22 protein-coding genes, 2 rRNA genes and 1 pseudogene are annotated in these 21,589 nt (G+C 36.1%); 11 read left to right on the forward strand and 14 right to left on the reverse strand.

Annotation, left to right across the window (positions count from 1 at the left end; translation table 11 throughout):
* Positions 1–101: ribosomal RNA gene (locus H6F47_RS20350) — 23S ribosomal RNA — on the forward strand; the annotation flags it as partial.
* A 162-nt stretch (positions 102–263) separates the two neighbouring features.
* Positions 264–381: ribosomal RNA gene (gene rrf, locus H6F47_RS20355) — 5S ribosomal RNA — on the forward strand.
* 306 nt (positions 382–687) lie between these two features.
* On the opposite strand, the gene H6F47_RS20360 is transcribed toward rrf, so the two are convergent.
* Entirely contained in the window at positions 688–888 is a 201-nt protein-coding gene (locus H6F47_RS20360; RefSeq protein ID WP_096571267.1) for a hypothetical protein, read from the reverse strand.
* Positions 889–1,005: 117 nt separating this feature from the next.
* Between H6F47_RS20360 and mnmE the strand changes: the two genes are divergently transcribed.
* Positions 1,006–2,400 carry a tRNA uridine-5-carboxymethylaminomethyl(34) synthesis GTPase MnmE gene (gene mnmE / locus H6F47_RS20365; RefSeq protein ID WP_190650725.1) on the forward strand — a complete coding sequence of 465 codons (1,395 nt, stop codon included), beginning with the start codon at positions 1,006–1,008 and terminating at the stop codon, positions 2,398–2,400.
* 190 nt (positions 2,401–2,590) lie between these two features.
* Here mnmE and H6F47_RS20370 read toward each other — a convergent pair whose 3' ends face one another.
* The 6 genes from H6F47_RS20370 to H6F47_RS20395 all read right to left on the reverse strand — a co-directional run bounded on the left by H6F47_RS20370 (position 2,591) and on the right by H6F47_RS20395 (position 7,334).
* Entirely contained in the window at positions 2,591–2,992 is a 402-nt protein-coding gene (locus H6F47_RS20370; protein ID WP_137666627.1) for an HNH endonuclease signature motif containing protein, read from the reverse strand.
* Positions 2,993–3,207: 215 nt separating this feature from the next.
* Complete coding sequence (locus H6F47_RS20375) at positions 3,208–3,558, reverse strand: hypothetical protein (RefSeq protein ID WP_137666628.1); 351 nt, start codon at positions 3,556–3,558, stop codon at positions 3,208–3,210.
* Between the two features lie 260 nt (positions 3,559–3,818).
* Positions 3,819–4,382, reverse strand: coding sequence for a Uma2 family endonuclease (locus H6F47_RS20380; RefSeq protein WP_096571271.1), 564 nt, complete (start codon positions 4,380–4,382; stop codon positions 3,819–3,821).
* Positions 4,383–4,635: 253 nt separating this feature from the next.
* The gene (locus H6F47_RS20385) at positions 4,636–5,148 is read right to left on the reverse strand and encodes a GNAT family N-acetyltransferase (RefSeq protein WP_096571273.1); all 513 of its coding nucleotides are present in this window, start codon (positions 5,146–5,148) and stop codon (positions 4,636–4,638) included.
* On the reverse strand, positions 5,145–5,441 hold the full coding sequence (locus H6F47_RS20390) for a DUF1778 domain-containing protein (RefSeq protein ID WP_137666629.1): 297 nt from the start codon (positions 5,439–5,441) through the stop codon (positions 5,145–5,147). The genes H6F47_RS20385 and H6F47_RS20390 overlap by 4 nt, the downstream gene beginning before the upstream one ends.
* 450 nt (positions 5,442–5,891) lie before the next feature.
* Positions 5,892–7,334: a serine/threonine-protein kinase gene (locus tag H6F47_RS20395; RefSeq protein WP_190650727.1), complete on the reverse strand. Its 1,443-nt coding sequence runs from the start codon at positions 7,332–7,334 to the stop codon at positions 5,892–5,894.
* A 270-nt stretch (positions 7,335–7,604) separates the two neighbouring features.
* Here H6F47_RS20395 and purT point away from each other — a divergent pair, with 270 nt between their 5' ends.
* Together purT and H6F47_RS20405 are read left to right on the forward strand one after the other, a co-directional pair.
* Positions 7,605–8,774, forward strand: coding sequence for a formate-dependent phosphoribosylglycinamide formyltransferase (gene purT / locus H6F47_RS20400; protein ID WP_137666631.1), 1,170 nt, complete (start codon positions 7,605–7,607; stop codon positions 8,772–8,774).
* Positions 8,775–8,894: 120 nt separating this feature from the next.
* On the forward strand, positions 8,895–9,701 hold the full coding sequence (locus tag H6F47_RS20405) for a DUF4058 family protein (RefSeq protein WP_137666632.1): 807 nt from the start codon (positions 8,895–8,897) through the stop codon (positions 9,699–9,701).
* 51 nt (positions 9,702–9,752) lie between these two features.
* On the opposite strand, the gene crtH is transcribed toward H6F47_RS20405, so the two are convergent.
* Positions 9,753–11,240: a carotenoid isomerase gene (gene crtH, locus H6F47_RS20410; protein ID WP_190650729.1), complete on the reverse strand. Its 1,488-nt coding sequence runs from the start codon at positions 11,238–11,240 to the stop codon at positions 9,753–9,755.
* Between the two features lie 375 nt (positions 11,241–11,615).
* On the opposite strand from crtH, the gene upp reads away from it, so the two are divergent.
* The 3 genes from upp to H6F47_RS20425 all read left to right on the forward strand — a co-directional run bounded on the left by upp (position 11,616) and on the right by H6F47_RS20425 (position 13,187).
* Positions 11,616–12,266 (forward strand): uracil phosphoribosyltransferase, encoded by a 651-nt coding sequence (upp, locus tag H6F47_RS20415; RefSeq protein WP_096571283.1) that lies wholly within the window; start codon positions 11,616–11,618, stop codon positions 12,264–12,266.
* A gap of 169 nt (positions 12,267–12,435) precedes the next feature.
* Positions 12,436–12,783, forward strand: coding sequence for a hypothetical protein (locus tag H6F47_RS20420; RefSeq protein ID WP_190650732.1), 348 nt, complete (start codon positions 12,436–12,438; stop codon positions 12,781–12,783).
* A gap of 131 nt (positions 12,784–12,914) precedes the next feature.
* Positions 12,915–13,187, forward strand: coding sequence for a YggT family protein (locus H6F47_RS20425; RefSeq protein WP_096571285.1), 273 nt, complete (start codon positions 12,915–12,917; stop codon positions 13,185–13,187).
* 207 nt (positions 13,188–13,394) lie between these two features.
* Here the strand turns inward: H6F47_RS20425 and H6F47_RS20430 are convergent, their stop codons facing one another.
* Positions 13,395–13,850 carry a biotin carboxylase gene (locus H6F47_RS20430; protein ID WP_096571287.1) on the reverse strand — a complete coding sequence of 152 codons (456 nt, stop codon included), beginning with the start codon at positions 13,848–13,850 and terminating at the stop codon, positions 13,395–13,397.
* A gap of 135 nt (positions 13,851–13,985) precedes the next feature.
* Here H6F47_RS20430 and H6F47_RS20435 point away from each other — a divergent pair, with 135 nt between their 5' ends.
* Together H6F47_RS20435 and H6F47_RS20440 are read left to right on the forward strand one after the other, a co-directional pair.
* Positions 13,986–14,597 carry a hypothetical protein gene (locus tag H6F47_RS20435; protein ID WP_096571289.1) on the forward strand — a complete coding sequence of 204 codons (612 nt, stop codon included), beginning with the start codon at positions 13,986–13,988 and terminating at the stop codon, positions 14,595–14,597.
* Between the two features lie 215 nt (positions 14,598–14,812).
* Positions 14,813–16,453: a DNA methyltransferase gene (locus H6F47_RS20440; protein WP_137666635.1), complete on the forward strand. Its 1,641-nt coding sequence runs from the start codon at positions 14,813–14,815 to the stop codon at positions 16,451–16,453.
* Between the two features lie 13 nt (positions 16,454–16,466).
* Here the strand turns inward: H6F47_RS20440 and H6F47_RS20445 are convergent, their stop codons facing one another.
* From H6F47_RS20445 to fetB, 3 genes are read right to left on the reverse strand one after another with little or no spacing between them, the layout of a single operon-like run.
* Positions 16,467–16,961: a DUF3368 domain-containing protein gene (locus H6F47_RS20445; protein WP_137666636.1), complete on the reverse strand. Its 495-nt coding sequence runs from the start codon at positions 16,959–16,961 to the stop codon at positions 16,467–16,469.
* Positions 16,958–17,203 (reverse strand): UPF0175 family protein, encoded by a 246-nt coding sequence (locus tag H6F47_RS20450; protein ID WP_096571295.1) that lies wholly within the window; start codon positions 17,201–17,203, stop codon positions 16,958–16,960. The genes H6F47_RS20445 and H6F47_RS20450 overlap by 4 nt, the downstream gene beginning before the upstream one ends.
* 45 nt (positions 17,204–17,248) lie before the next feature.
* Complete coding sequence (gene fetB / locus H6F47_RS20455) at positions 17,249–18,025, reverse strand: iron export ABC transporter permease subunit FetB (RefSeq protein WP_137666637.1); 777 nt, start codon at positions 18,023–18,025, stop codon at positions 17,249–17,251.
* A 169-nt stretch (positions 18,026–18,194) separates the two neighbouring features.
* Between fetB and H6F47_RS20460 the strand changes: the two genes are divergently transcribed.
* Complete coding sequence (locus H6F47_RS20460; RefSeq protein WP_137666638.1) at positions 18,195–19,343, forward strand: DegT/DnrJ/EryC1/StrS family aminotransferase; 1,149 nt, start codon at positions 18,195–18,197, stop codon at positions 19,341–19,343.
* A 723-nt stretch (positions 19,344–20,066) separates the two neighbouring features.
* On the opposite strand, the gene H6F47_RS20465 is transcribed toward H6F47_RS20460, so the two are convergent.
* Together H6F47_RS20465 and H6F47_RS20470 are read right to left on the reverse strand one after the other, a co-directional pair.
* Positions 20,067–20,813, reverse strand: a complete 747-nt coding sequence (locus H6F47_RS20465) for a DUF561 domain-containing protein (protein ID WP_137666640.1) — start codon at positions 20,811–20,813, stop codon at positions 20,067–20,069.
* 287 nt (positions 20,814–21,100) lie between these two features.
* Positions 21,101–21,413 (reverse strand): annotated as a pseudogene (locus H6F47_RS20470) (hypothetical protein); the annotation flags it as partial.
* Positions 21,414–21,589 lie beyond the last annotated feature (176 nt).

A 21,589-nucleotide genomic window follows, 5' to 3' on the forward strand; every position in this document is an offset into this window, starting at 1 on the left:
AGTGGGTAAGGTCACGGGCAGAACACCCGTTTATAGGCTCTATGTGGAAGTACAGTAATGTATGTAGCAGAGGGGTACTAATAGACCGAGGGCTTGACCTCATCATTAATTCGTAATTCATAATTCGTAATTCGTAATTATGGGTTGCTAATTATCGACACATTGGTTTCGCGTTACTTGCAGTCTTCAGGGTTTTTAACGATTTTTGATAATTTTTTAATTTTCAATTATCAATTGTCAATTATCAATTCCCAACCGGTTTTCCTGGTGTCTATGGCGCGGTGGAACCACACTGATCCCTTCCCGAACTCAGAGGTGAAACGCTGCTGCGGCGACGATAGTTGAGGGGTTGCCCTCTGTCACAATAGCTCGATGCCAGGTTTAATATTTAATAACAATTTAACAACAATGCCTCCTCTATTTATTTAGAGGGGGTTTTGGATATTTTGTACTTGACCTTCAGAAAGAAGTAAACTAGGCTAGGGATAATTAGTTTAAAAATGGTGCAGTTAGTGGTAATTCACCTTACATAGAACTGGGTATGTAGAAATTTACTAAGAAAATTTACATCAAATTTACTAATAATTAGTGGCAATAGTTATTAGATACTGCCACTAGAAATGATTATTAATAGTATGAAATTCGTTATTGCATTTGCTTGTCCAGGAAGTTTCAAGAACTAGGAAATTAAGGATCTTCTGGAAATACCCATTTTGGAGGTTCCATCATTTTTTTCCGCAGTCGTTCTTCAGCTATCTCCAGCATTTTATCCAACGAAGTTTCTTCAATAAACTTGGAAGTTGCTTCTCTAAACTCAATATTGGGACATTTATCGCCTAAAACGCAACCGTTAACGCAAGCTTCAGCGCAGTTAATTGTCTGCTCCACAGTAAATTCCTCTCTCAAGTACGGCGTTATTAACCTTTAGATAAATATTACTATTAAGTTTGTATGGTTATCAGAAGTTATTCTTGGTGCTACCTATTACCTGTTATCTAAACTCCTATGTCAGAATTATTAACTCATACTGGAACGATCGCGGCGATCGCTACTGCTGTTGTCCCCCAAAAAGGTAGTGTAGGTATTGTGCGGGTTTCTGGTGATCATGCAATGGCGATCGCCAAAACTCTATTTTTAGCACCGGGAAAACAAGCGTGGGAAAGTCACCGCATCCTTTATGGTTTTATCCGTCAACCCCAAACCAAGCAAGTAATTGATGAAGCTTTATTATTAATAATGAAAGCACCCCGTTCTTTCACCCGTGAAGATGTGGTAGAGTTTCATTGTCACGGGGGAATTATGGCAGTGCAACAAGTATTGCAATTATGTTTAGAAAATGGTGCAAGGTTAGCGCAACCGGGGGAATTTACGTTAAGGGCTTTTTTAAATGGTAGATTAGATTTAACCCAAGCTGAAAGTATTGCAGATTTAGTTGGTGCAAAATCTCCCCAAGCTGCACAAACAGCATTAGCAGGTTTACGGGGTAAATTAGCGCAACCGATTAGAAATTTACGCTCTCAATGTTTAGATATTTTAGCAGAAATTGAAGCGAGAATTGATTTTGAAGAAGATTTACCGCCTTTAGATGAACAAAGAATTATTCATGAAATTGATAGAATTAGTTTAGAAATAAATAAATTATTAGCCACAAAAGATCAAGGTGAATTATTAAGAACTGGGTTAAAAGTTGCCATTGTTGGCCGTCCGAATGTGGGAAAATCAAGTTTATTAAATGCTTGGAGTCAGAGCGATCGCGCTATTGTCACCGACTTACCTGGTACAACCCGTGATGTGGTAGAATCTCAGTTAGTTGTAGGGGGAATACCTGTACAAGTTTTGGATACTGCGGGTATTAGAGAAACAGTAGATCAGGTTGAGAAAATAGGAGTTGAGCGATCGCGTCAAGCTGCGAATAATGCAGATTTAGTGTTATTTACTATTGATGGTTCTGTGGGTTGGACCGATGCAGATCAAGAAATTTATGAACAGGTAAAACATCGTCCTTTGATTTTAGTAATTAATAAAATTGACCTCATTTCCGAAGCAGAAAAACAAACTCTGAAATCTAAAATCCAAAATGTAAAAGCTAAAATTGAAACTGCTGCTGCGAAAAATCAGGGTATTGATGATTTAGAAACAGCGATTTTGGAAAGTGTGGAAGTTGGAAATGTGGAAGCTGCTAATCTGGATTTAGCTATTAATCAAAGACAAGCAGCAGCATTAACAAAAGCAAAGATTGATTTAGCACAGGTGCAAGAAACTATTAAAAATCAATTACCTTTAGATTTTTGGACTATTGATTTACGAGGTGCAATTTATGAGTTGGGAGAAATTACGGGTGAGGAGGTGACGGAATCAGTTTTAGATCGGATTTTTAGTAGGTTTTGTATTGGTAAATGAATTTTAAATTTTGCCTTTAAATTTTGACATTTGTCAGAATCAGGATGTCCAAGATTTGAGGATTTACAGGATGTTTTTTTAACGAACCACAGAAACACAGAGGACACAGAGAAATATTTTCAGTTATTAAAATGATGTACTGATCTTGTAATTTTTCAGAATCAGGATGTTTTTGTTTTCTTTATACTTACTATGATAAATTTAATTTTTTGCGTTCAGATAATCTTTCTTCGCTATTCATTTGTAACAATTTAACTGTTGTTCTTCCTTCACAAGTCAAACCAACTAAAACCACTTCTGAAAACATGAAATGTAATTTCCATTCCTGCTGACGCGGGTTAAATAAAAAGCTAAAATTACCTGTATCTGGGTCAAATGAACCTAAATCACTACCCTTATATCGGTTACAACGCCAACAAGTGAGGGCTAAATTGTCAGCGTTGGTTTCACCACCATGCTTTTCTGCAATAATATGATCAATTTCGTGGGGAAAAAATGCAACTTTTGCAGGTAGTAAACAATACTCACATTGATAATTTGCACGTTCTTCTACTAAGCGGCGAAGTGCAGCCGAGATATATGATTTACTCATTTTTACTCTTTAAATAGGGGTTGCTGAGAAAGTCTTTCCGTGAGGGCATAGGAGTCAGGAGTCAGGAGTCAGGAGTCAGGAGGAGATTTGAAAATTTCTTTGCTATCTCTTGAAATCCCAAAAAATGCACACTTTTTCCGGTATACCCTTCAAAACCCTTGCACTAATTTCTGTGTTTATCAGCCTCTAACCTTTGATATATCAAGGTTTTAGGTTTATTCAGCAAACCCTAAATAAGATAAATTACCAGATTTAATCATCACCATTAAGTGTTCAATGCGTTCATATTCATCTAATTCTTGCACTTCACTAGGTGTAATTTCACCTGATTTACTGCGTGTTAGTAAAGTACGTAACCTTTCTTGCATTTGCGGTGTGGGTTTAAATTCAGCAATTTCTTGTGGAGTAGGGTTACTGGCAATAAAATTAAGGATATATTGGTAAACTTGTGTTGGTATTAATGGTTTTTGCAGACTTACAGCTAGGAGTTCTGGTAAGGTATCTATTCCTATTTGTGCTATTTGTTGAGATAGTTCTTCTGATATTTCTAGGATAATTTTAGGCATAGTGTATTTTTCCAAAGTTTGTTATTTTATTATTGTGAGAATTAGGATTTACTACTAATATTTTAATTTGTCTGAATCAGGATGTCCAGGATTTGAGGATTTTCAGGATGTTTTTTGATGATTGTTTGTGAGGATGTTGGGGATTTTTGAGGAGGTTTTCAAATGATTGATTTTGCATAATTTAAACAATCTATAAATTACTATCCTGCTCATCCTTTAATCCTGGTTATCCTGATTCAGACAAAGAATATATTAAACTTCTATTCATTTAGCCAACTAAAAAGTTGACCTACAGTGAGATTAAAAGACTCTGCAAAAGCTGGAACAGGTAAAGTATCTGTTTCTAATTCAAATAATAGAATACGTTGATCAGCAAAATAGACAAAAATTAATTTTTCTTCAGGGTCAATTAACCAACCCATTTGAGTCCCATATTGAAGACAATGAAGAATATTTCTAACTACTTTAGTTTGACTTTGTTCAGGAGAAAGTATTTCAATTGTCCAGTCAGGAGGGATAGTAAAAGTATTAGCAACTTCACCATTTTCATCGCGGGGAATGCGTTCCCAAGTGAAGACGGCAATATCTGGTACAATGGATCTACCGCCAAAGGTACAGCGTAATTCAGAGTATGCGCGGGCGATATGCTGGGGTTTTAGTGCTAGGTTAATATTAGAACCGAGGTCAAGCTGAACTGTGCTATGTTTTCCTTGGGGCATGGGTTTTTGAATGATTTCACCGTTAATAAATTCGCTTGCTGGTTTTGTTTCTGGTAATTTGAGAAATTCATCAAGGGTTAGGGGTTTAATAGGGGTTTGAACCATTATCATTTCGGGTGATGTGGATTATCAATATTGTATCTTATTTTATTTGATGATTTTTTGTGAGGATGTTGAGGATTTTTCAGAATGTTTTTTGATGATTGTCTTTAAATAATTTAAACTATCTAAAAATTACCATCCTGTACATCCTTTAATCCTGAGTATCCTAATTCTGACAATCAAAATGGTGCGTTACGTCATGTATTTGATTTGTGTATTTTATCATCTTTTTGCACTCCTAACGCACCCTACAAAGTTATGGTAACATCTCTAAAATAGTCGCCATTGGTAAATAAAGTTTTAGTGGTTGACTAGAAAAGGGGATAAACTGATGATATTCATAAAATGCCTTAGCTTGATCATTTTTAGCATCCACTACAACTGCCATAGAAGCTACTTCATTATTCTTACTTCTTGCTAAAGCGTCAAATAATAGAAAAGTACCTAATCCCTGATTTTGATAATTTTTATCAATAGCTAATCTTCCTAATAATGTAGCTGGAAGTAAGGGATATTTAGGCAATTTTCTGATGAGAAAATCAGGTAAATCAGTTAATTGAATAGCAGTTGCAGCTAATGTATAATAACCAGCAATATGTTGTTTTTCTGAATCATATAAAACAAATACTGCTGTCAAAAATCGCCGTACATCCTGTTTAGCTTGCTTTTTTAAATAATAGTCAAGTGCTTCTATTCCACAGGAAAAATCATCTCGATTATGTTGAGCAGAAATAGGCTCAATGATATAATTAAAGTTAGGAATAGTCATTTTAATTCTGTTGCTTTTTTATACTCAGCCGCAGCTTTCATCATCCGTGCATTAGGTGTTGGAGGATGCAGTAGTGATTCTACAAAAGATTGAGAATCTTTTAAACTCAATTTAATCTGATTATGTTCTGATATTACTTTACGAGCGTGGGATTGTGCGCTTCTAATGACAAAATCAGTTAAAGTTGTTCCTTCAATTTCCGCAGCAATTTGTAATATTTCTTTCTGTTCAGAAGTTAATCGTGCTTCTAAACGTTCTTTTTTAGATAATGATGATTTTCCAGTATTTAGCATAAATTTTATGGATCTCAACTTTTTTCTATTGTACGTCTAATTTCCGTACTTTGACATTTTTTGATAAACTACCAGATTTAATCATTATTTGTCTGAATCAGGATGTCCAGGATTTGAGGATTTACAGGATGTTTTTTGATGATTGTTTGTGATGATTTGAGGATTTTAATTGTCTGAATCAGGATGTCCAGGATTTGAGGATATACAGGATGTTTTTTGATGATTTTTTGTGAGGATGTTGGGATTTACAGGATGTTTTTTGATGATTGCTTTTGAATGATTTGAACTATCTATAAATTACCATCCTGTACATCCTTTAATCCTGGATATCATGATTCAGACAAATACAACTTTCATCGCCAACAAACGATCTAAAAATTACCATCCTGTAAATCCTATAATCCTGGTTATCCTGATTCAGACTTAATAATTTTATGTAATCTTTAAATGTTACAGTTTACAAGTCTCGACGCGAGAGAAGAAATAACACGCCCAACTCTTACAATCCCACCCCCACCCACACCAACACGGGAGGTGTCCTTCTGGTGCTAAAATTACTTGAAATACCATACCAACCCCACACCCCCATCCTACCGTCTCCTCAAAGGCTTCCCCAATTTTTGCATCGTAGCTTCTCGTTCCCCCCAAACCTTTATAAATCCGTTTCTGAACAGAAAAACCAAATTTACCATTACTATATTTTACCCACAACTGATCAATTGTGCGAAGGTCTGCACAGGGAAAATTATCAATGTGTTCTACTTGTAACCAACCTTCTTCTTCCTGTTTTGCAACTGCTAACATTACCCTTGCTGTTTCCTCATCCGCTTCTTGCCATTTTCCAGCTTTGAGTAAGTCACGCAGTTTTCTATAATCCATTCCTACATCTGATTTTAATTGTACCTCTGGTTTATTTGGTTGAGGTGTAGAACTTTGAGGAATGAAAATTTCCTTTACCTTAGATAAGAAAGAAGAAGAATTTTCTGGTTGCGGTAAACGAATAGTTTGAGGTTGAGGTGTTGGGATATTTTGCTGTTGTCTTGGTTGTGGTTGAGGTGTAGAAATAGGTACAGATTTATTTACGAAATCCAACAAATCCCTCAAGTCCTTCATACTTTGCGGACGATTTATAGGTTCTAATTCCAAACCTTTAATAATCGCTTGATTTAACCTATCACTAATTCTAGAATTTAATTCCTTCGGTTCTATTAAAGTCCGATTATTTAGCTTCCTCGCTAAAGATGCAATGGGGGTATCTCCAGTCACCAAATAAAACAAAGAAGCAGCTAAAGTATAAACATCTATACTTGCTGATTTTTCCGTTTCTAACATTTGTTCCCAAGGTGCAAAAGCTAAATTAGCAGCTTGGTTAATACTTTGACTATTAACATTTCCTGCTAAACCAAAATCTATTAAAACTACAGTATTGCTATTTTCTCTTAAAATCATATTTCCTGGATGTGCGTCCCGGTGAATAATTCCATTTTCATGACAAAGAGATAAAGCATCAGCAATTTGTTTAATATAATCAATAGCAATTGATTCTGATAAAATACCCTTATCTTGCACTAAATGGTATAAATTTTCACCCTTCACAAAATCCATGACTAAACATGGTAAATTATCCTCCTCAAAAAAGTCTATAATTCTGACAATATGAGGATGATGAAATTGCGTAATATCGGCTAATCTTCTTCCTTCTTTGCGAAAACCTTCCACAAATTTAGGATAATTAGCATCTCTACACAACCGACTATTAGGAGTTTTAATAACTACAGGAAAATTCAAATCTTGATGTTTAGCTTTATAAGTAACACCAAAACCTCCAACACCAATTTCTGTTTCTATCACATATTGGGGACGTTTTTTTAATGCTTTTCCGGGTTGTAGCATAAATCAGGATAATGATTGATGATGTCCGTGATTATAACACACTACATAAGTATTAACACGATCAGCAATCAATAACATCCTGTAAATCCTTTAATCCTGGACATCCTGATTCAGACAATTAAATTTTGACTTTTGACTTTTTACTTTTGACTTCCCGAAGGGTGTCCTGATTCAGACAATTGAAAAATTCAAATCCCCTCGCAAAATTCGGTCATCTAAATAGTTTATTATCTTAAAATATCAACATATCAAACACGACCAAGGTAAACTATGAAAAAATCACTGCAACTACCCCAAAAACTCATGTTACTCGGTTCAGGAGAACTAGGAAAAGAATTTGTCATTGCTGCACAACGCTTAGGTAATTATGTGATTGCAGTTGATCGTTATGCAAACGCTCCCGCAATGCAGGTTGCTGACTGTTCAGAAGTAATTTCTATGCTCAGTGCAGATGATTTAGAAGCGGTAGTTAGTAAACACAAACCTGATTTTATTATCCCAGAAATTGAAGCAATTAGAACTGAAAAATTACAGGAATTTGAACAAAGAGGAATCACAGTTATTCCTACCGCAGCAGCAACTAATTACACGATGAATCGTGATAGAATCCGAGAATTAGCACATAAGGAATTAGGGGTAAGAACCGCTAAATATGGTTATGCAGTCAGCTTAGAAGAATTGATTGCTATTTCTGAAGAAATCGGTTTTCCTAATGTTGTTAAACCTGTCATGTCATCATCAGGAAAAGGTCAATCTGTAGTTAATGATAAAACAGAAGTAGAAACAGCTTGGAAATATGCAATTGAAAATTCTAGAGGTGACAGTCAAAAAGTCATAGTTGAAGAATTTATCAATTTTGAAATAGAAATCACTTTACTGACAATTAAACAATGGGATGCAGAAACTATTTTCTGTCCTCCCATTGGACACAGACAAGAAAGAGGAGATTATCAAGAATCTTGGCAACCTGCAAATATTTCTGATGATAAAATATTAGCTGCTCAAGAAATTGCTAAAAAAGTTACTGATGCTTTAGGAGGTGCGGGAATTTTTGGGGTAGAATTTTTCATCACTAAAGATGAAGTGATTTTCTCTGAACTTTCACCTCGTCCCCATGATACCGGAATGGTAACGTTAATTTCCCAGAATTTGAATGAATTTGAATTACATTTACGGGCAATTTTAGGTTTACCTATTCCCCATATTGAACAACTAGGATATTCTGCAAGTGCGGTAATTTTAGCCTCTGAAAAATCTGATTCTATTGCTTTTACTGGTGTTGCAGAAGCATTAGTAGAAAAGGATGTAGATATTAGATTATTTGGTAAACCAACCGCACATCCTTACAGAAGAATGGGAGTTGCATTAGCAAAAGGTAATGATGAAAAATCAGCAAGGGAAAAAGCGACAAAAGCAGCAAATAAAGTGAAATTAGTTTAAATGTAAAACTTCATTAGGGTGCGTTACGCTGTGCCTAACACACCCTACAATATATAATAGTTACTTTCCTAGAAATGCTATAATAAAACAGGAACTCCAATAATTGTATAGGATAAATTTATGACTTCACCATTTCCAGGGATGAATCCCTATTTAGAAAATCCTGATTTATGGTCAGAAGTACATCATAGATTAATTACAGCGATTGCTGATAATATAGAATCCCATCTTAGCCAAAAATATCGCGTAGCTATAGAAAAACGCACCTATAGAACTGACAGTGAAGATTCTCTGTTAGTTGGTATTCCCGATGTAACGATTTTATCAGTAAAACAAAAAACTCAAAAATCAGATAGTTATACAGCAACAGCAACTTTATCCACAGAAACAGCAAATAAATCCGTCGATGTCACATTACCCTTACCTTTAGAAATCAAAGAAGGATATTTAGAAATTAGAGAAGTTTCTACAGGTAAAGTAGTAACTATAATTGAAGTGCTTTCTCCTACTAATAAAAGAACAAAAGAAGGTAGAAAATCTTATTTAGACAAACGGGAGAAAATACTACAAAGTGATACTAATTTAGTAGAAATAGACTTAATTAGGGCTGGGGAAAAGATGCCTATGATTACCCATATTGCTGATACAGATTATCGAATTTTAATTGTTAGGTCTTATCGCTTACCATCGGCTCAACTATTTGCATTTAGTGTCAGAGAAACTATACCTAATTTTACTATTCCTCTACAAAAAGGGGAACAGGAAATAGAAGTAAACTTGCAGGATTTGTTATCAGTTATCTATAAAAAAGCTAGATTTGATTTAACCTTAGATTATAATATTCCTCCTGTACCAGATTTATCTGTGGAAGCTCAAGAATGGATGGATCAATTATTAAGAGAACAAGGAAGAAGAGGTGACAGCTAAAGTAGATAGATAAGGGTGTGTTAGCGATCGCCTAACTCACCACACTAATTATCAAAATCCCAAATCTACCGCAATACGATGAGCGCAAGCAAACCCAGAAAACGCCACAGCATTTAAACCTTGACCCGGAAATGTGCTATCACCCACACAATAAAGATTAGGTATGGTGGTACGATTAAAAGGCATACCCAACAAACCCCATAACTTACGTCTGGGTATTGGTCCATAAGTTCCATCAACCCTACCTAAAAACCGCCGATGGGTTAGGGGTGTTCCCACTTGCATATAGTCCAAACCCGCATCTAAACCGGGAAAAATTCGTTCTAATCTGTTAATAATTTCCCCTGCTGCTTGTTCCTTCTTTTCTGCATATTCACTCCTAGAAAGTCCCCGCCAATTATCAATCCAATCCGGTGTAAAAGCATGAATAATGTGGTATTCTGGAGGAGCTAAACTCGGATCTAGCAATGTGGGAATAGATACAAACAGGGTCCCTGCTGCTGATTCCATTTTTTCCCAGTCTTCTAAAATAATGTGATGACATTCTGTTCCTGTAGGTAATACGGAAGCTTTTACACCTAAATGCAAACTTAAAAAACTTGGTGATTTCTGATATCTCTGCTGCCAATTTTTCTCATTAGGTGGTATTTGTGCTTTTGGTAGTAATTTTTCAAAAGTGTCCCAGCGCGTAGCATTAGATACAATTTTTTTACCATGATAAACTTCACCTGTTGCTAATTGTACACCAATAGCTTGACCCTGTTTAGTGAGAATTTTTGTCACTCTTGCTTGATATTCAATTTTACCACCACATTTTTCTAAACCTTCTGCTAATTTTTGGGCAATTTTTCCTACTCCACCTTTAGGATAATTAACTCCCCCATAATGACGATCAGAAAACACCATTCCAGCATTAATCATTGGTGTCATATTAGCAGGAACGACAGACCAACAATAACATTCAATATCTATGAATTTTAATAATAACGGATCTTTAATATATTTGCGGGCTATATCGCCAACATTTTGCGGTAAGTATTGGGCTAAACCTAAGCAAGCTAAGGGGTTTTGCCAGAATACTCGCATTACATAACCAATTTCTTCTAATGATAATAATTCTATGCTATTGAGGCAATTAAAAATTTTTTGACATTCGTTATAAAATCGGCGAATCCCTGTTTCTTCATGGGGAAAATAAGCAATTAAATTTTGTAAAAATTTCTCGTAATTTTGATCAACTTTAATATCTAAATTATCAGGTAAATGATAATGAATTTGGACAGGATCAGGGATGGTTTCTAAGTGAACATTGACTGCATCTAAAGCGCGGGTGAGTAGGTTGGTTGTTCCTTTTTTACCAAAACCAAATATCATGGATGCACCAACATCAAAAGTATATCCTTGGTGTTGAAAATAACCTGCACTACCACCAGGAATTAAATAACGTTCTAAAACCAAGACTTTCGCGCCTTTAGCTGCTAACTGGGTGGCGGTAACTAAACCCCCGATACCAGCACCAATAATAATAGCATCAAACATAATTGGTAATTGGTAATTGGTAATTGGTAATTGGTAATTGGTAATTGGTAAATACTAGAGTTTGCGTATTTGTTCTCATTTTTTATATTTTAGCCTTGAAAGCTGAAAAAAAAGAGGGACAAGCCGCTATTACTGGCCAATCCCGTCTGCCGATCCTTTAAAGAGAGGAGAACACTATAAACAATATAGCCTTGATTGAGAATATCTGTCAACTACTAATGAAAATTTATTGCAATAGTTGGAAAGCGATCGCACAAATGCCGGAAATACACAGATTGTCCACAGCCATAAATGAGCCTATCTAACCAATGCACAGGCGGGAAAGAGTATGATGGTGGATCAGTTCCTTGATAGTGAGAGGCTGCTTTTTGAACTATGACTCAACAATTGCTAGTTTATGTCCCACCCCATCCCCTGATCAAACACTGGCTGGCGGTAGCTCGTGATGCAGCTACACCTTCAGTATTATTTCGCTCTGCGATTACGGAGTTGGGACGATGGCTAAGTTATGAAGCCGCAAGAGAGTGGTTACCAACGCAAAACACGGTGGTTAATACTCCCTTAGCTCCTTGTGCAGCAACTTTCATTGATCCACAAGTACCAGTGGCAGTTGTACCGATTCTCCGGGCTGGGTTAGGCTTATTAGAGGGAGCGCAAACGGTATTACCTTTAGCAAAAGTTTACCATTTGGGTTTAGTGCGAAATGAGGAAACCTTAGAACCCTCTTGTTATTTGAACAAACTACCAGAGAAATTTGATCCAGAAACGAGGGTGTTAATTACCGATCCCATGTTAGCAACAGGAGGATCTATAATGACAGCAATGGCAGAATTGACACAAAGGGGTGTTGATCCGACGTTAACGCGAATTGTTTGCGTGGTAGCTGCACCACCAGCTTTGCAAAAATTGAGTGCTGCTTATCCTGGCTTAACAGTTTATAGTGCCATTATTGATGAAACGGTTAACGATCAGGGATTTATTGTACCGGGATTAGGAGATGCAGGCGATCGCATCTTTGGGACTTGACGAAGGCAGGAGGCAGAAGGCAGAAGTCCGTTTTTGTTATGGGTATTAATCACCCACTGCAAAAACTTTGCACCTGAAAAAGCGGGGTTTTAGACCCGAATGTTTGGATAACTAATAAAATTACTGAAAATTGGCTTCTAATGGTTTTTTTGTTCAAGGCGGTGAAAATATGAGTCAAAAAGATGGTTTTGCCAGTGGTTTTTTACTTGGGACTATTGTTGGCGGTGTAGTTGGCGGCGTTTTAGGTGCTGTGCTGGCATCTCGACGGGATACAGTGGAAGAGGAAGAGAGAGAAATTAACAATGGTTCTGTGACAGCGGGTAAAGTTCCAGCTAGAAGAAAACGGCAGATGAGATCCGCTGCTGGTGAAGATTTAGAAATGGAAACAGCAAGGCGATCGCTAGAAGATAAAATCGCTCAACTCAATGCCACAATTGATGATGTGCGAAATCAGTTGAGCAATGTTAATGGTAGTTCATCTCCAACCGCTGAACGCTCTATGTCCCAAGACCCTTAAACAACGGCTATATCATAGCAAAAAACCTATTTTGGTAGATGTCGCTGTTATTTGCAGACGCTATGACATTAGCTCCATTACAATCAAGAAATAAGACAGCGTTTAGCTTTTACCACAAAAATAACCCATCTATGTATTTACTGATTAACACTCTCAATACTTTCATCACTATCTATAGCTCTTTGCTAATCATTCGGGTTTTATTAACCTGGTTTCCCCAAGTCAACTGGTATAACCAACCATTTGCAGCCTTGAGCCAGATTAGTGACCCCTATCTTAATCTATTTCGTTCAATTATCCCCCCATTGGGTGGTATGGATTTTTCGCCTATCCTAGCTTTCCTTGCACTCAATGTTGCTAGTAGTTTAATATCTGGTCTTGTTCCTTTAGTCCAGGGATTTTAAATCATTTCTGCTCATTTCGGTAATTACCCGGTCTGATATCAGCCGGGAATGTAGTGTAAAAATATAGGATTTGCTGAAAAAGTCTTTTCGTGGAGGCAGGGAATAGGGAGGAAAATTTTAGATTTTAGATTTTAGATTTTAGATTGGAGTTAACAAAAACAATCCAAAATCCAAAATCCAAAATCAATAACTCCTGACTCCTGACTCCTATCTTCTCACTTTACCGCTAAACCCAGATGCTTTAAATTGCTTTAGTTTCAAAGGAGTTGGTTGGTTTGCAGGTACAGAAATTCTTAACTCAAAATTACTAACACCAGGTGGTACTTCAGGAATAGAACCTAGACGGGTGCGGTTTTGTAATATTGGATTATTATTGGCATCATAGATGCGTCCGTAGATATCTGCGTCATAGACTGTTTTATAAGTGCTGTTTTCTGCTTTACCAGTGACAATAAAGCAATTAGCAGACCCTGAACCATTACTAACAACAGCACCTTGAGCTAATTCTGGTGGACAATCTTGGTATGATAGGTCAGATAGTTTAATTTGTGTTAAAGCTTGGGCTGGTAAGGTAAAAACCCAAGAGCAGAAAACTAATAAACAAGAGATTAATATTAGCTTGAGTGATAGCTTGAGTGATAGGTTGAGTGAGTGCGATCGCATAAAACACAAAGTAAATTTACAAAAAGTATACAAAAGTTTTATTTGCCGATTACCGAAAATTCCCTGTTTTTTAATGAGAAAGTGGAATTTAATTTTGCAATAATTGTATCAATAGACCATTCTTTGCACCAGCTTATGAATCCAGATGAGATTGAAGCAGTCTTGCAAACAGCATTTAGTCGTTGTGATGCTGCTGACTGTCCTCTCACTGATATACAGAAACAAATATTGCTGCAAGTAGTCGAACAGATTCAGAGAAGCTTAACTTCTAAGGTATCAGATACTAACAACCCTTTGGATGAACTGACTCCAGAGGAATTAGAGGTGTTTTTGGAGTTTGTCAAAGCAGAGGAAGCACAAAACCGCACTTGGAAAGTACAATTACTTAATGATTGGCTGTTAGCACAAGATTCGGGAAAAGTGCAATTTATTCGCCAACGTTATGGTTTACAGTGGTTAAATCGGGTGCAAGCATATCATTTTGATAAGTATGCTTATTTGGAAGAAGCTTTAAAACTGAAAGTAGGCGATCGCATTGAAGTTTCTAATGCACTGTGGGAATGGATACCAGAAGATGATATATCTCAGAAGGAATGGATTCCCTGTATGGTAATTAATATTGATGAAATTGTTAATAGTAATGACAGTTTTAGTATTTGTCAAATTCGGTTTTTTAATGGTAGTGAATATGAAATACCCGGTGTTTATGAATGGAATCGGTATAATTGGCGGTGGCCTAAAAAGTAAATATCATTTAATATCATTTAATATCATTTACCCAGATACCGGACTTCTTTAAGAAGTCCGGTATCTATCAATTTTAATTGGATTTTGACTTATTTATTAAAGTAATCAACCAGGAAAATATTAAAATTTTATACGATTTTATAGCATTGAATTAGACATATTGTAAAATATGATCTTGAAATAGCTAAAACATTTAAATTTTGAGATTATTAATTATGGTCAATCAGTTATTTTATGGTGATAATTTGCAGGTTTTGAGAAAACACATCAAAGATGAAACTGTGGATATTTGCTATATTGATCCGCCCTTTAATTCTCAACGCAATTATCACCAAATTTATAATAATATCGGTAAAGAAGATAAAGCAAAAACTCAAGCTTTTATTGATACATGGACATGGGATGATCACGCTAATCAAGGTTTAGCAGAAATTCAAGAAAACTATTTAGGACATTTTACTTCTCAAAGCATAGATTTAATTTCTGGGTTAACCAAAGTTCTGGGTAAAGGAAGTCTATTAGCTTATTTAGTGAACATGACTTTAAGAATAGCAGAAATCCACCGAGTTTTGAAACCCACAGGTAGTTTTTACTTGCATTGTGATCCCACAGCTTCCCATTATTTAAAAATTATTATAGATGCTATTTTTTGTTCTCAAGGTGGAGATTTCAAAAATGAAATTATCTGGAAACGTACATCAGGACATAGTGATTCTGGTAAATATGGTAATGTTCATGATGTGATTTTTTACTATTCCAAAAGTTGGAAAACTACCTGGAATCAGGTATATCAAAAATATGAACAAAGTTATATTGATAAATATTACAGATATCAAGATGATGATGGGAGAAAATGGATGTCAGGTGATTTGGGTGCTGCTGGTTTAGCTGGAGGCGGTTATCAATATGAATGGAATGGAGTGACAAAACTGTGGAGATGTCCAAAAGAAACAATGGAAAAACTTGATAAACAAGGGAGAATTTACTATACTAAAAATCGTGTTGCGAGAATTAAAAGATATTTAGATGAAAGTGAAGGTTTACCAATCCAAGATACTTGGAATGATGTAGAAGCTTTGCGATCTTGGCACAAAGAATTATTAGGATATCCCACCCAAAAACCCGAAGCATTATTAGAAAGAATAATTCAAGCCAGTAGTAACGAAGGTGATATCATATTAGATGCTTATTGTGGTTGTGGAACAACAGTAGCAGTATCACAAAGATTAAATCGACAATGGATAGGAATTGATATTACTTATCAAAGTATTAGTTTAATTCTGAAAAGATTAGAAGACTCTTTTGGCAAACAAGTATTAGAAAATATTAATATTAGCGGTATTCCCAAAGATATGCAATCTGCGGAAGCATTAGCATTGAAAAAAGACGATCGCACTCGTAAAGAATTTGAGAAATGGGCAATTTTAACCTATACTAATAATCGTGCTACCATTAATCAAAAGAAAGGAGCAGATAAAGGAATTGATGGAATAGCGTATTTTACAGGAGACAAAAACGAACCAGAAAAGATAATTTTACAAGTAAAATCTGGTAATGTCAAATCTGGAGATATTAGAGATTTACAGGGAACAATAACCCTAGAAAGTGCAGTATTAGGGATTTTTATTACCTTAAAACCACCGACAAAAGACATGATCCAAACTGCAAAAGAAGCAGGAATTTATCAAAGTCGGTATATGAGTCAACCTGTAGATAAAATTCAGATTATCACAGTACAAGAAATCATTGAACAACAAAAAAGATTAGATATGAGATTAAGTTTAGAAGTTTTGAAATCTGCGGAAAAACAAAAGGAAGTGAAACAAACACAATTAGAACTTTTTAGGGATGAATAACTCTCAATCCTAATTATTCCCCAGCAGCTTGTATAATTGTTGAATACAATTCCTTACTGACTCGAAAGTCAGCTTTTTCAATCATTTTATCTAACAAAATTTTTACAGAAGGGATCAAAATTTGTCGTTTCGCTTGCAATAGGACTCCTAATAACCCAGTTATTTGTAAACCATAGCTACTTGCAACTATTCTACCTCGACGTTCATCCATTAATAGTAAATTAGCTTTGAGTTCCAGAGCTAAAGCAATCGCTTCTGCTTCACCTAAATCTATATTTTCTTCGTTTTCTTGAATCACAATTACTCTTTGAGAATCTACAACAGTCTGTTGTTGAATCCAAGGTAAAGTTTGTACCTCCACAGCACCCGGAACAACTTTATCTACTTTGACCATTTCATTATAAACTGCTGTGGGAATAATAATAGAAGTGTAAAGTTTTTGCAATAAATCTAGTTGACTAATTGCTGCTAAATTAGTAATGGGTGAAGTATCACTAACGATAATCATAATAACCCCATTGATTCTAGGGTTTTGATATCTGATTGAAAATCCTCTATATCATAATTAACACAAAGTCCTCTTACAGCAAGCTGATGTTGAAATTCTATCACTGTTAGTCCAGTCCAAGCACGAACTTTACCACCACTAATTTTTCCTTGTTGATAAAGCATGATAGCAATTTCTAATTTTAATTCTTCTTCTGTCATTTTGCTCGCTCGCAGAATATCATCAGGTATTAAGATACTCATAATCAAAAATGTGATATTTACTTTTAATTATAGCAAAACTTAATATCATCTTACCAACTGCATCGCATCATTAAAAAATTGCCGACATAAACCTTTAGTGACAAAAATAGTCGTCAACAAATTAACCACAGCTACCATAAAAATAATTAAAATTTCATAAGAAACCGCTGCCAACGCAGATACTCCAGCTAATAATTGTCCACTGGTAAAAGTGGGTATTGTCACCATGCCAATTAGCATCATTTGATTTAAAGTAGGAACAAAAGCAGCTTTAATTGCATCCTGGCGATAGTGACTAACAGCTTGCTGGGGTGTTGCACCTAAACTGAGGTGTGTTTCTATTTCTGTAGGAAATTGATTAATACTGCTAACTAGCCTTTCTCCGGCTACTGCTGCGGCATTCATAGCGTTACCGATCAATATACCACCCAAAGGAATTAAATAACGGGGTTCATACCATCTGTCAGGTTGGATAATCAAAAAATTGGTGTAAAGTAAGGTTAATGACGTACTAGCAAAAATCACTACCCAAACTAAAGGCAGTACCAAAGGAATTTTTTGACTGATGCGGTTTCGTGCGACAATCGCCGTAATTGTGAGAATGATAGTAAAAATTCCCACAACAGCCCAAACATTGTCAACAGCAAAAATGAAGTCTAAAACGTATCCTAATACTATAAGTTGGAGGATGGTTCTACCGGTGGCTAATGCTAGGTTTAACTCTAGTCCTAATTTTTCCCAGGCAGATAAACCAATAGCGATCGCCATTAAACCCACAGCTAACACTAAATCTACAATATCCAGTTTAATCAAATCCGGCATGGTTTCTTTATTTCCTGAGATAGTTTACAGGCAGAAGGTAGAAGTACAACCTATTTTAGTCCTAGTTTTATGATCAATTAATGTCGTAAATTAATGTCATAACTACCCTGTATACTGCTATATCACCGTTAAAAGTGTATCTTTTGAATCTCCCGATAAAATAACAACTATGATCCAAAGTGTAAATTCCGTTCCTGCATTTGATATCAAACAGCAATATGCCACCATTGAAGTTGAAGTTAGTCATGCTGTTTTAGAAGTTCTCAGTTCTGGCCGTTATATTGGTGGTCCTGCGGTAGAAGGTTTTGAAGAACAGTTTGCAGCTTATCATAGTGTCACGGAATGTGTAGCTTGTAATTCCGGTACTGACGCTTTATATCTGGCTTTACGTGCTTTAGAAATTGGTGCAGGTGATGAAGTTATTACCACACCCTTTAGCTTTTTTGCTACCACCGAAGTCATAACTGCTGTCGGTGCAACACCTGTATTTGTAGATATTGATGCCACTACCTTTAATTTAGATGTCACCCAAATAGCCGCAGCAATTACACCCAAAACTAAAGCTATTATCCCCGTTCACCTGTTTGGTTTACCAGTGGATATGACAGCTTTAATGGCGATCGCCAACTCTCATAATTTAGCAGTGATTGAAGATTGCGCTCAAGCCACCGGTGCAAGTTGGGAAAATCAAAAAGTTGGTAGTATTGGTCATATTGGATGTTTCAGCTTTTACCCCACCAAAAACCTTGGTGGTTGCGGTGATGGGGGTGCAATTACAACTAACGATAGTGCGATCGCTGCTAAACTGCGAATATTACGAGAACATGGCAGCAAAGTTAGATACATTCACGAAGAAATCGGAGTTAACAGTCGCTTAGATGCGATTCAAGCAGTCATTCTGCAAATTAAACTCCGCTATCTAGACACCTGGAACAAACACAGGCAAAAAATAGCAACATATTATTATCAATACCTCAGTCAAATTCCTGGCATTACTCCCCCCCAAGAATTATTAGGAGGAGAAGCCGTTTGGAATCAATATACCATCCGCGTTTCCAGTGAAGAAAGAAACGGTGCAAGTTCCAAATATCGGGACTGGGTGCGGACTCAACTGCAAGAAAAAGAAGTAAGCACAATGCTCTATTATCCCCGTCCTTTACACTTGCAGCCGGTTTATGAAAATTTAGGCTATCAACCAGGACAATTACCTGTGTCCGAAAAAACCTGTCATGAAGTGATTTCTTTACCCATGTTCCCAGAACTCACACAGGAACAGCAAGATAAAGTCATTTATGCGTTGAAAGACTGTTTAAGTTAGAAGAGGTGACAGGTGACAGGTGACAGGTGACAGTTAAGAGGGAGGGGTGAGAAACTTCTCCCCAACTTCGATAGATAAAATCTTAATTTCTCTCTGCGCCTCTGCGTCTCTGCGTGAAATAAAAAAATGCGCCTTAACAATAAAAAAAGCGAATCAACATATTTTACCGCAACTCAGAAACTCATATTTTTATAACCCTAACTTATCTTAAAGTAGTAGCTGTTTACATATTCAAATCTTACAACCATTTTCCCTTAACATTTCTTAAAATTTTATTGAGAATTATTTTTATTTCCCAACGGTATTGCAATAGTTTCCGGCATTTGCTATAATTTTTTCAAATTTCATAATCAGGGTAAGTATGTCAAATTTTAAAAAAATCAAAAATTGCCATCTTTTAACCTGTGATATACAAAGGTTTGCAAAATCTATACTTAAATCATTCTAAAAAAACACTGAGAAAAAATAGATGTTGCTTGCACCAATTTTAGGGTTAAATTGATCTGAAAAATCTGATAGTACAAATCAACTCTTGACAAAAAATCATTTATAACCATCTGCGTTCATCTGCGTTTTTTGTATTTAAGGTTTGAAAAAGTCTTGTTATGAGTTTTTACGAGTGCAGAGTGTCTAATTTTAGATTTTAGATTTTAGATTGGAGTTGACAAAAGTAAATAATCCAAAATCCAAAATCCAAAATCCAAAATAAATAACTCCTGCCTTTTATGCAAAAGTGCGAGTATTTGCAGTCGCCAAAGCTTCCACCAAACCACGCACAGCCGCAATCATCGCAATTTCGCTATTGAGTTGGTTAATAGCAGAACCAACACCCACACCAGCAGCACCAGCAGCTACAGCCAAAGGTGCAGTCACATTAGAAATACCAGAAGCACACAAAACAGGTACAGAAACAGCGCGGGAAATTTCATAAGCAGCCGCTAAAGTGGGAGCAGCTTTTTCAATCAAACCCAAAGTACCAGGGTGAGCAGGTTGACTGCTAGTACCGCCTTCAGTTTGGATAATATCAGCACCAGCTTTGACTAAATCTTCAGCTAATTGAACTTGTTGATCCAAAGTTAGGATGTGAGGAACAGTCACAGATAAAGTAATTTCTGGTAACAAAGCGCGGGTTTGCTGAGTTAACGCCAAAACTTCATCCGCTTCAAATCTGCGACCTTGAGCGTAAAAAGAATCAAAATTACCGATTTCAATTAAATCAGCACCAGCAGCAACAGCTTCTACAAATTTTTCTGGTGCAACTGCGGACACACAAACAGGTAATTTAGTCAAGTTTTTAGCTAAATGCACTAAAGCCGCATCAGCAGCGATATCAACAAAAGTTGCACCACCCAAATCAGCAGCTTTCACGGTAGCAGCAACACTTTCAGCGTTAAAATTATTTAAACCGCTAATTACTTTTAAAACACTGCGGTTAGCAAATGCACGTTGCAAATTAGGAAGCATAGTCATAATATCTGATTTTGAACCTATTGAGGTAAGAATTATACACTATTTGGGGTATTTGGGAATAGGGCTTTGGGAATAAGGAACAGGAAATAGGTAAAATTACCAGATATTTCTCAGAATTTAATCTACATATTTAATATTCAAACTTTCAACAAATTTACTTTCTTTACATTTTAAATACTCATCTCTTTGAGAAACGAAATCATCTATTTTACCCTGGTTATATAAGATAACCATCTCTTCTTTTATAAAATGCTTTTCTAAAACATCATGTTGAGAATTGTTAATAAAGTTTGAATTTTCTGTAATGCAGCGCGAAGAGGTTGTACTTGTTTTTCTAATTCTTGCTGTTGGGTTTTACATTCTCCAGATGCGATCGCATATTCGCTATACTGACTACCAATAAAATTCAAAAAATCCAAAGTTTCACTTAAACTGATGAATTTGTCTTGTTAACTGTGCTACCTTTTATCCTACAGGTTCAGTAGTATAAATGCGATCGCTGCTGACTCCCAGCAACCGCACCCCTACCGTACCACCACCATTTACCCGCACAGACTCCGTTTCCAAAGTCACAGGCAAAGGTGTAATTAGGGTTTGCTGAAAAAGTCCCTTCGTTGAGGCAGGGAATAGGGAATAGGGAATAGGGAATAGTTTTAGCTATCTGTTATCCCCAGATTTTCTAATTTATCAGACCCAAAATGCACAGTTTTTAAGGTATACCCTTCAAAAATCTTGCACTTTCTTTCCTCCTGATCAGCCTCAAACCTTTGATTTAC

This window comes from Sphaerospermopsis sp. FACHB-1094, from assembly GCF_014696195.1.
GTDB classification, from domain to species: Bacteria; Cyanobacteriota; Cyanobacteriia; order Cyanobacteriales; family Nostocaceae; genus Sphaerospermopsis; species Sphaerospermopsis kisseleviana.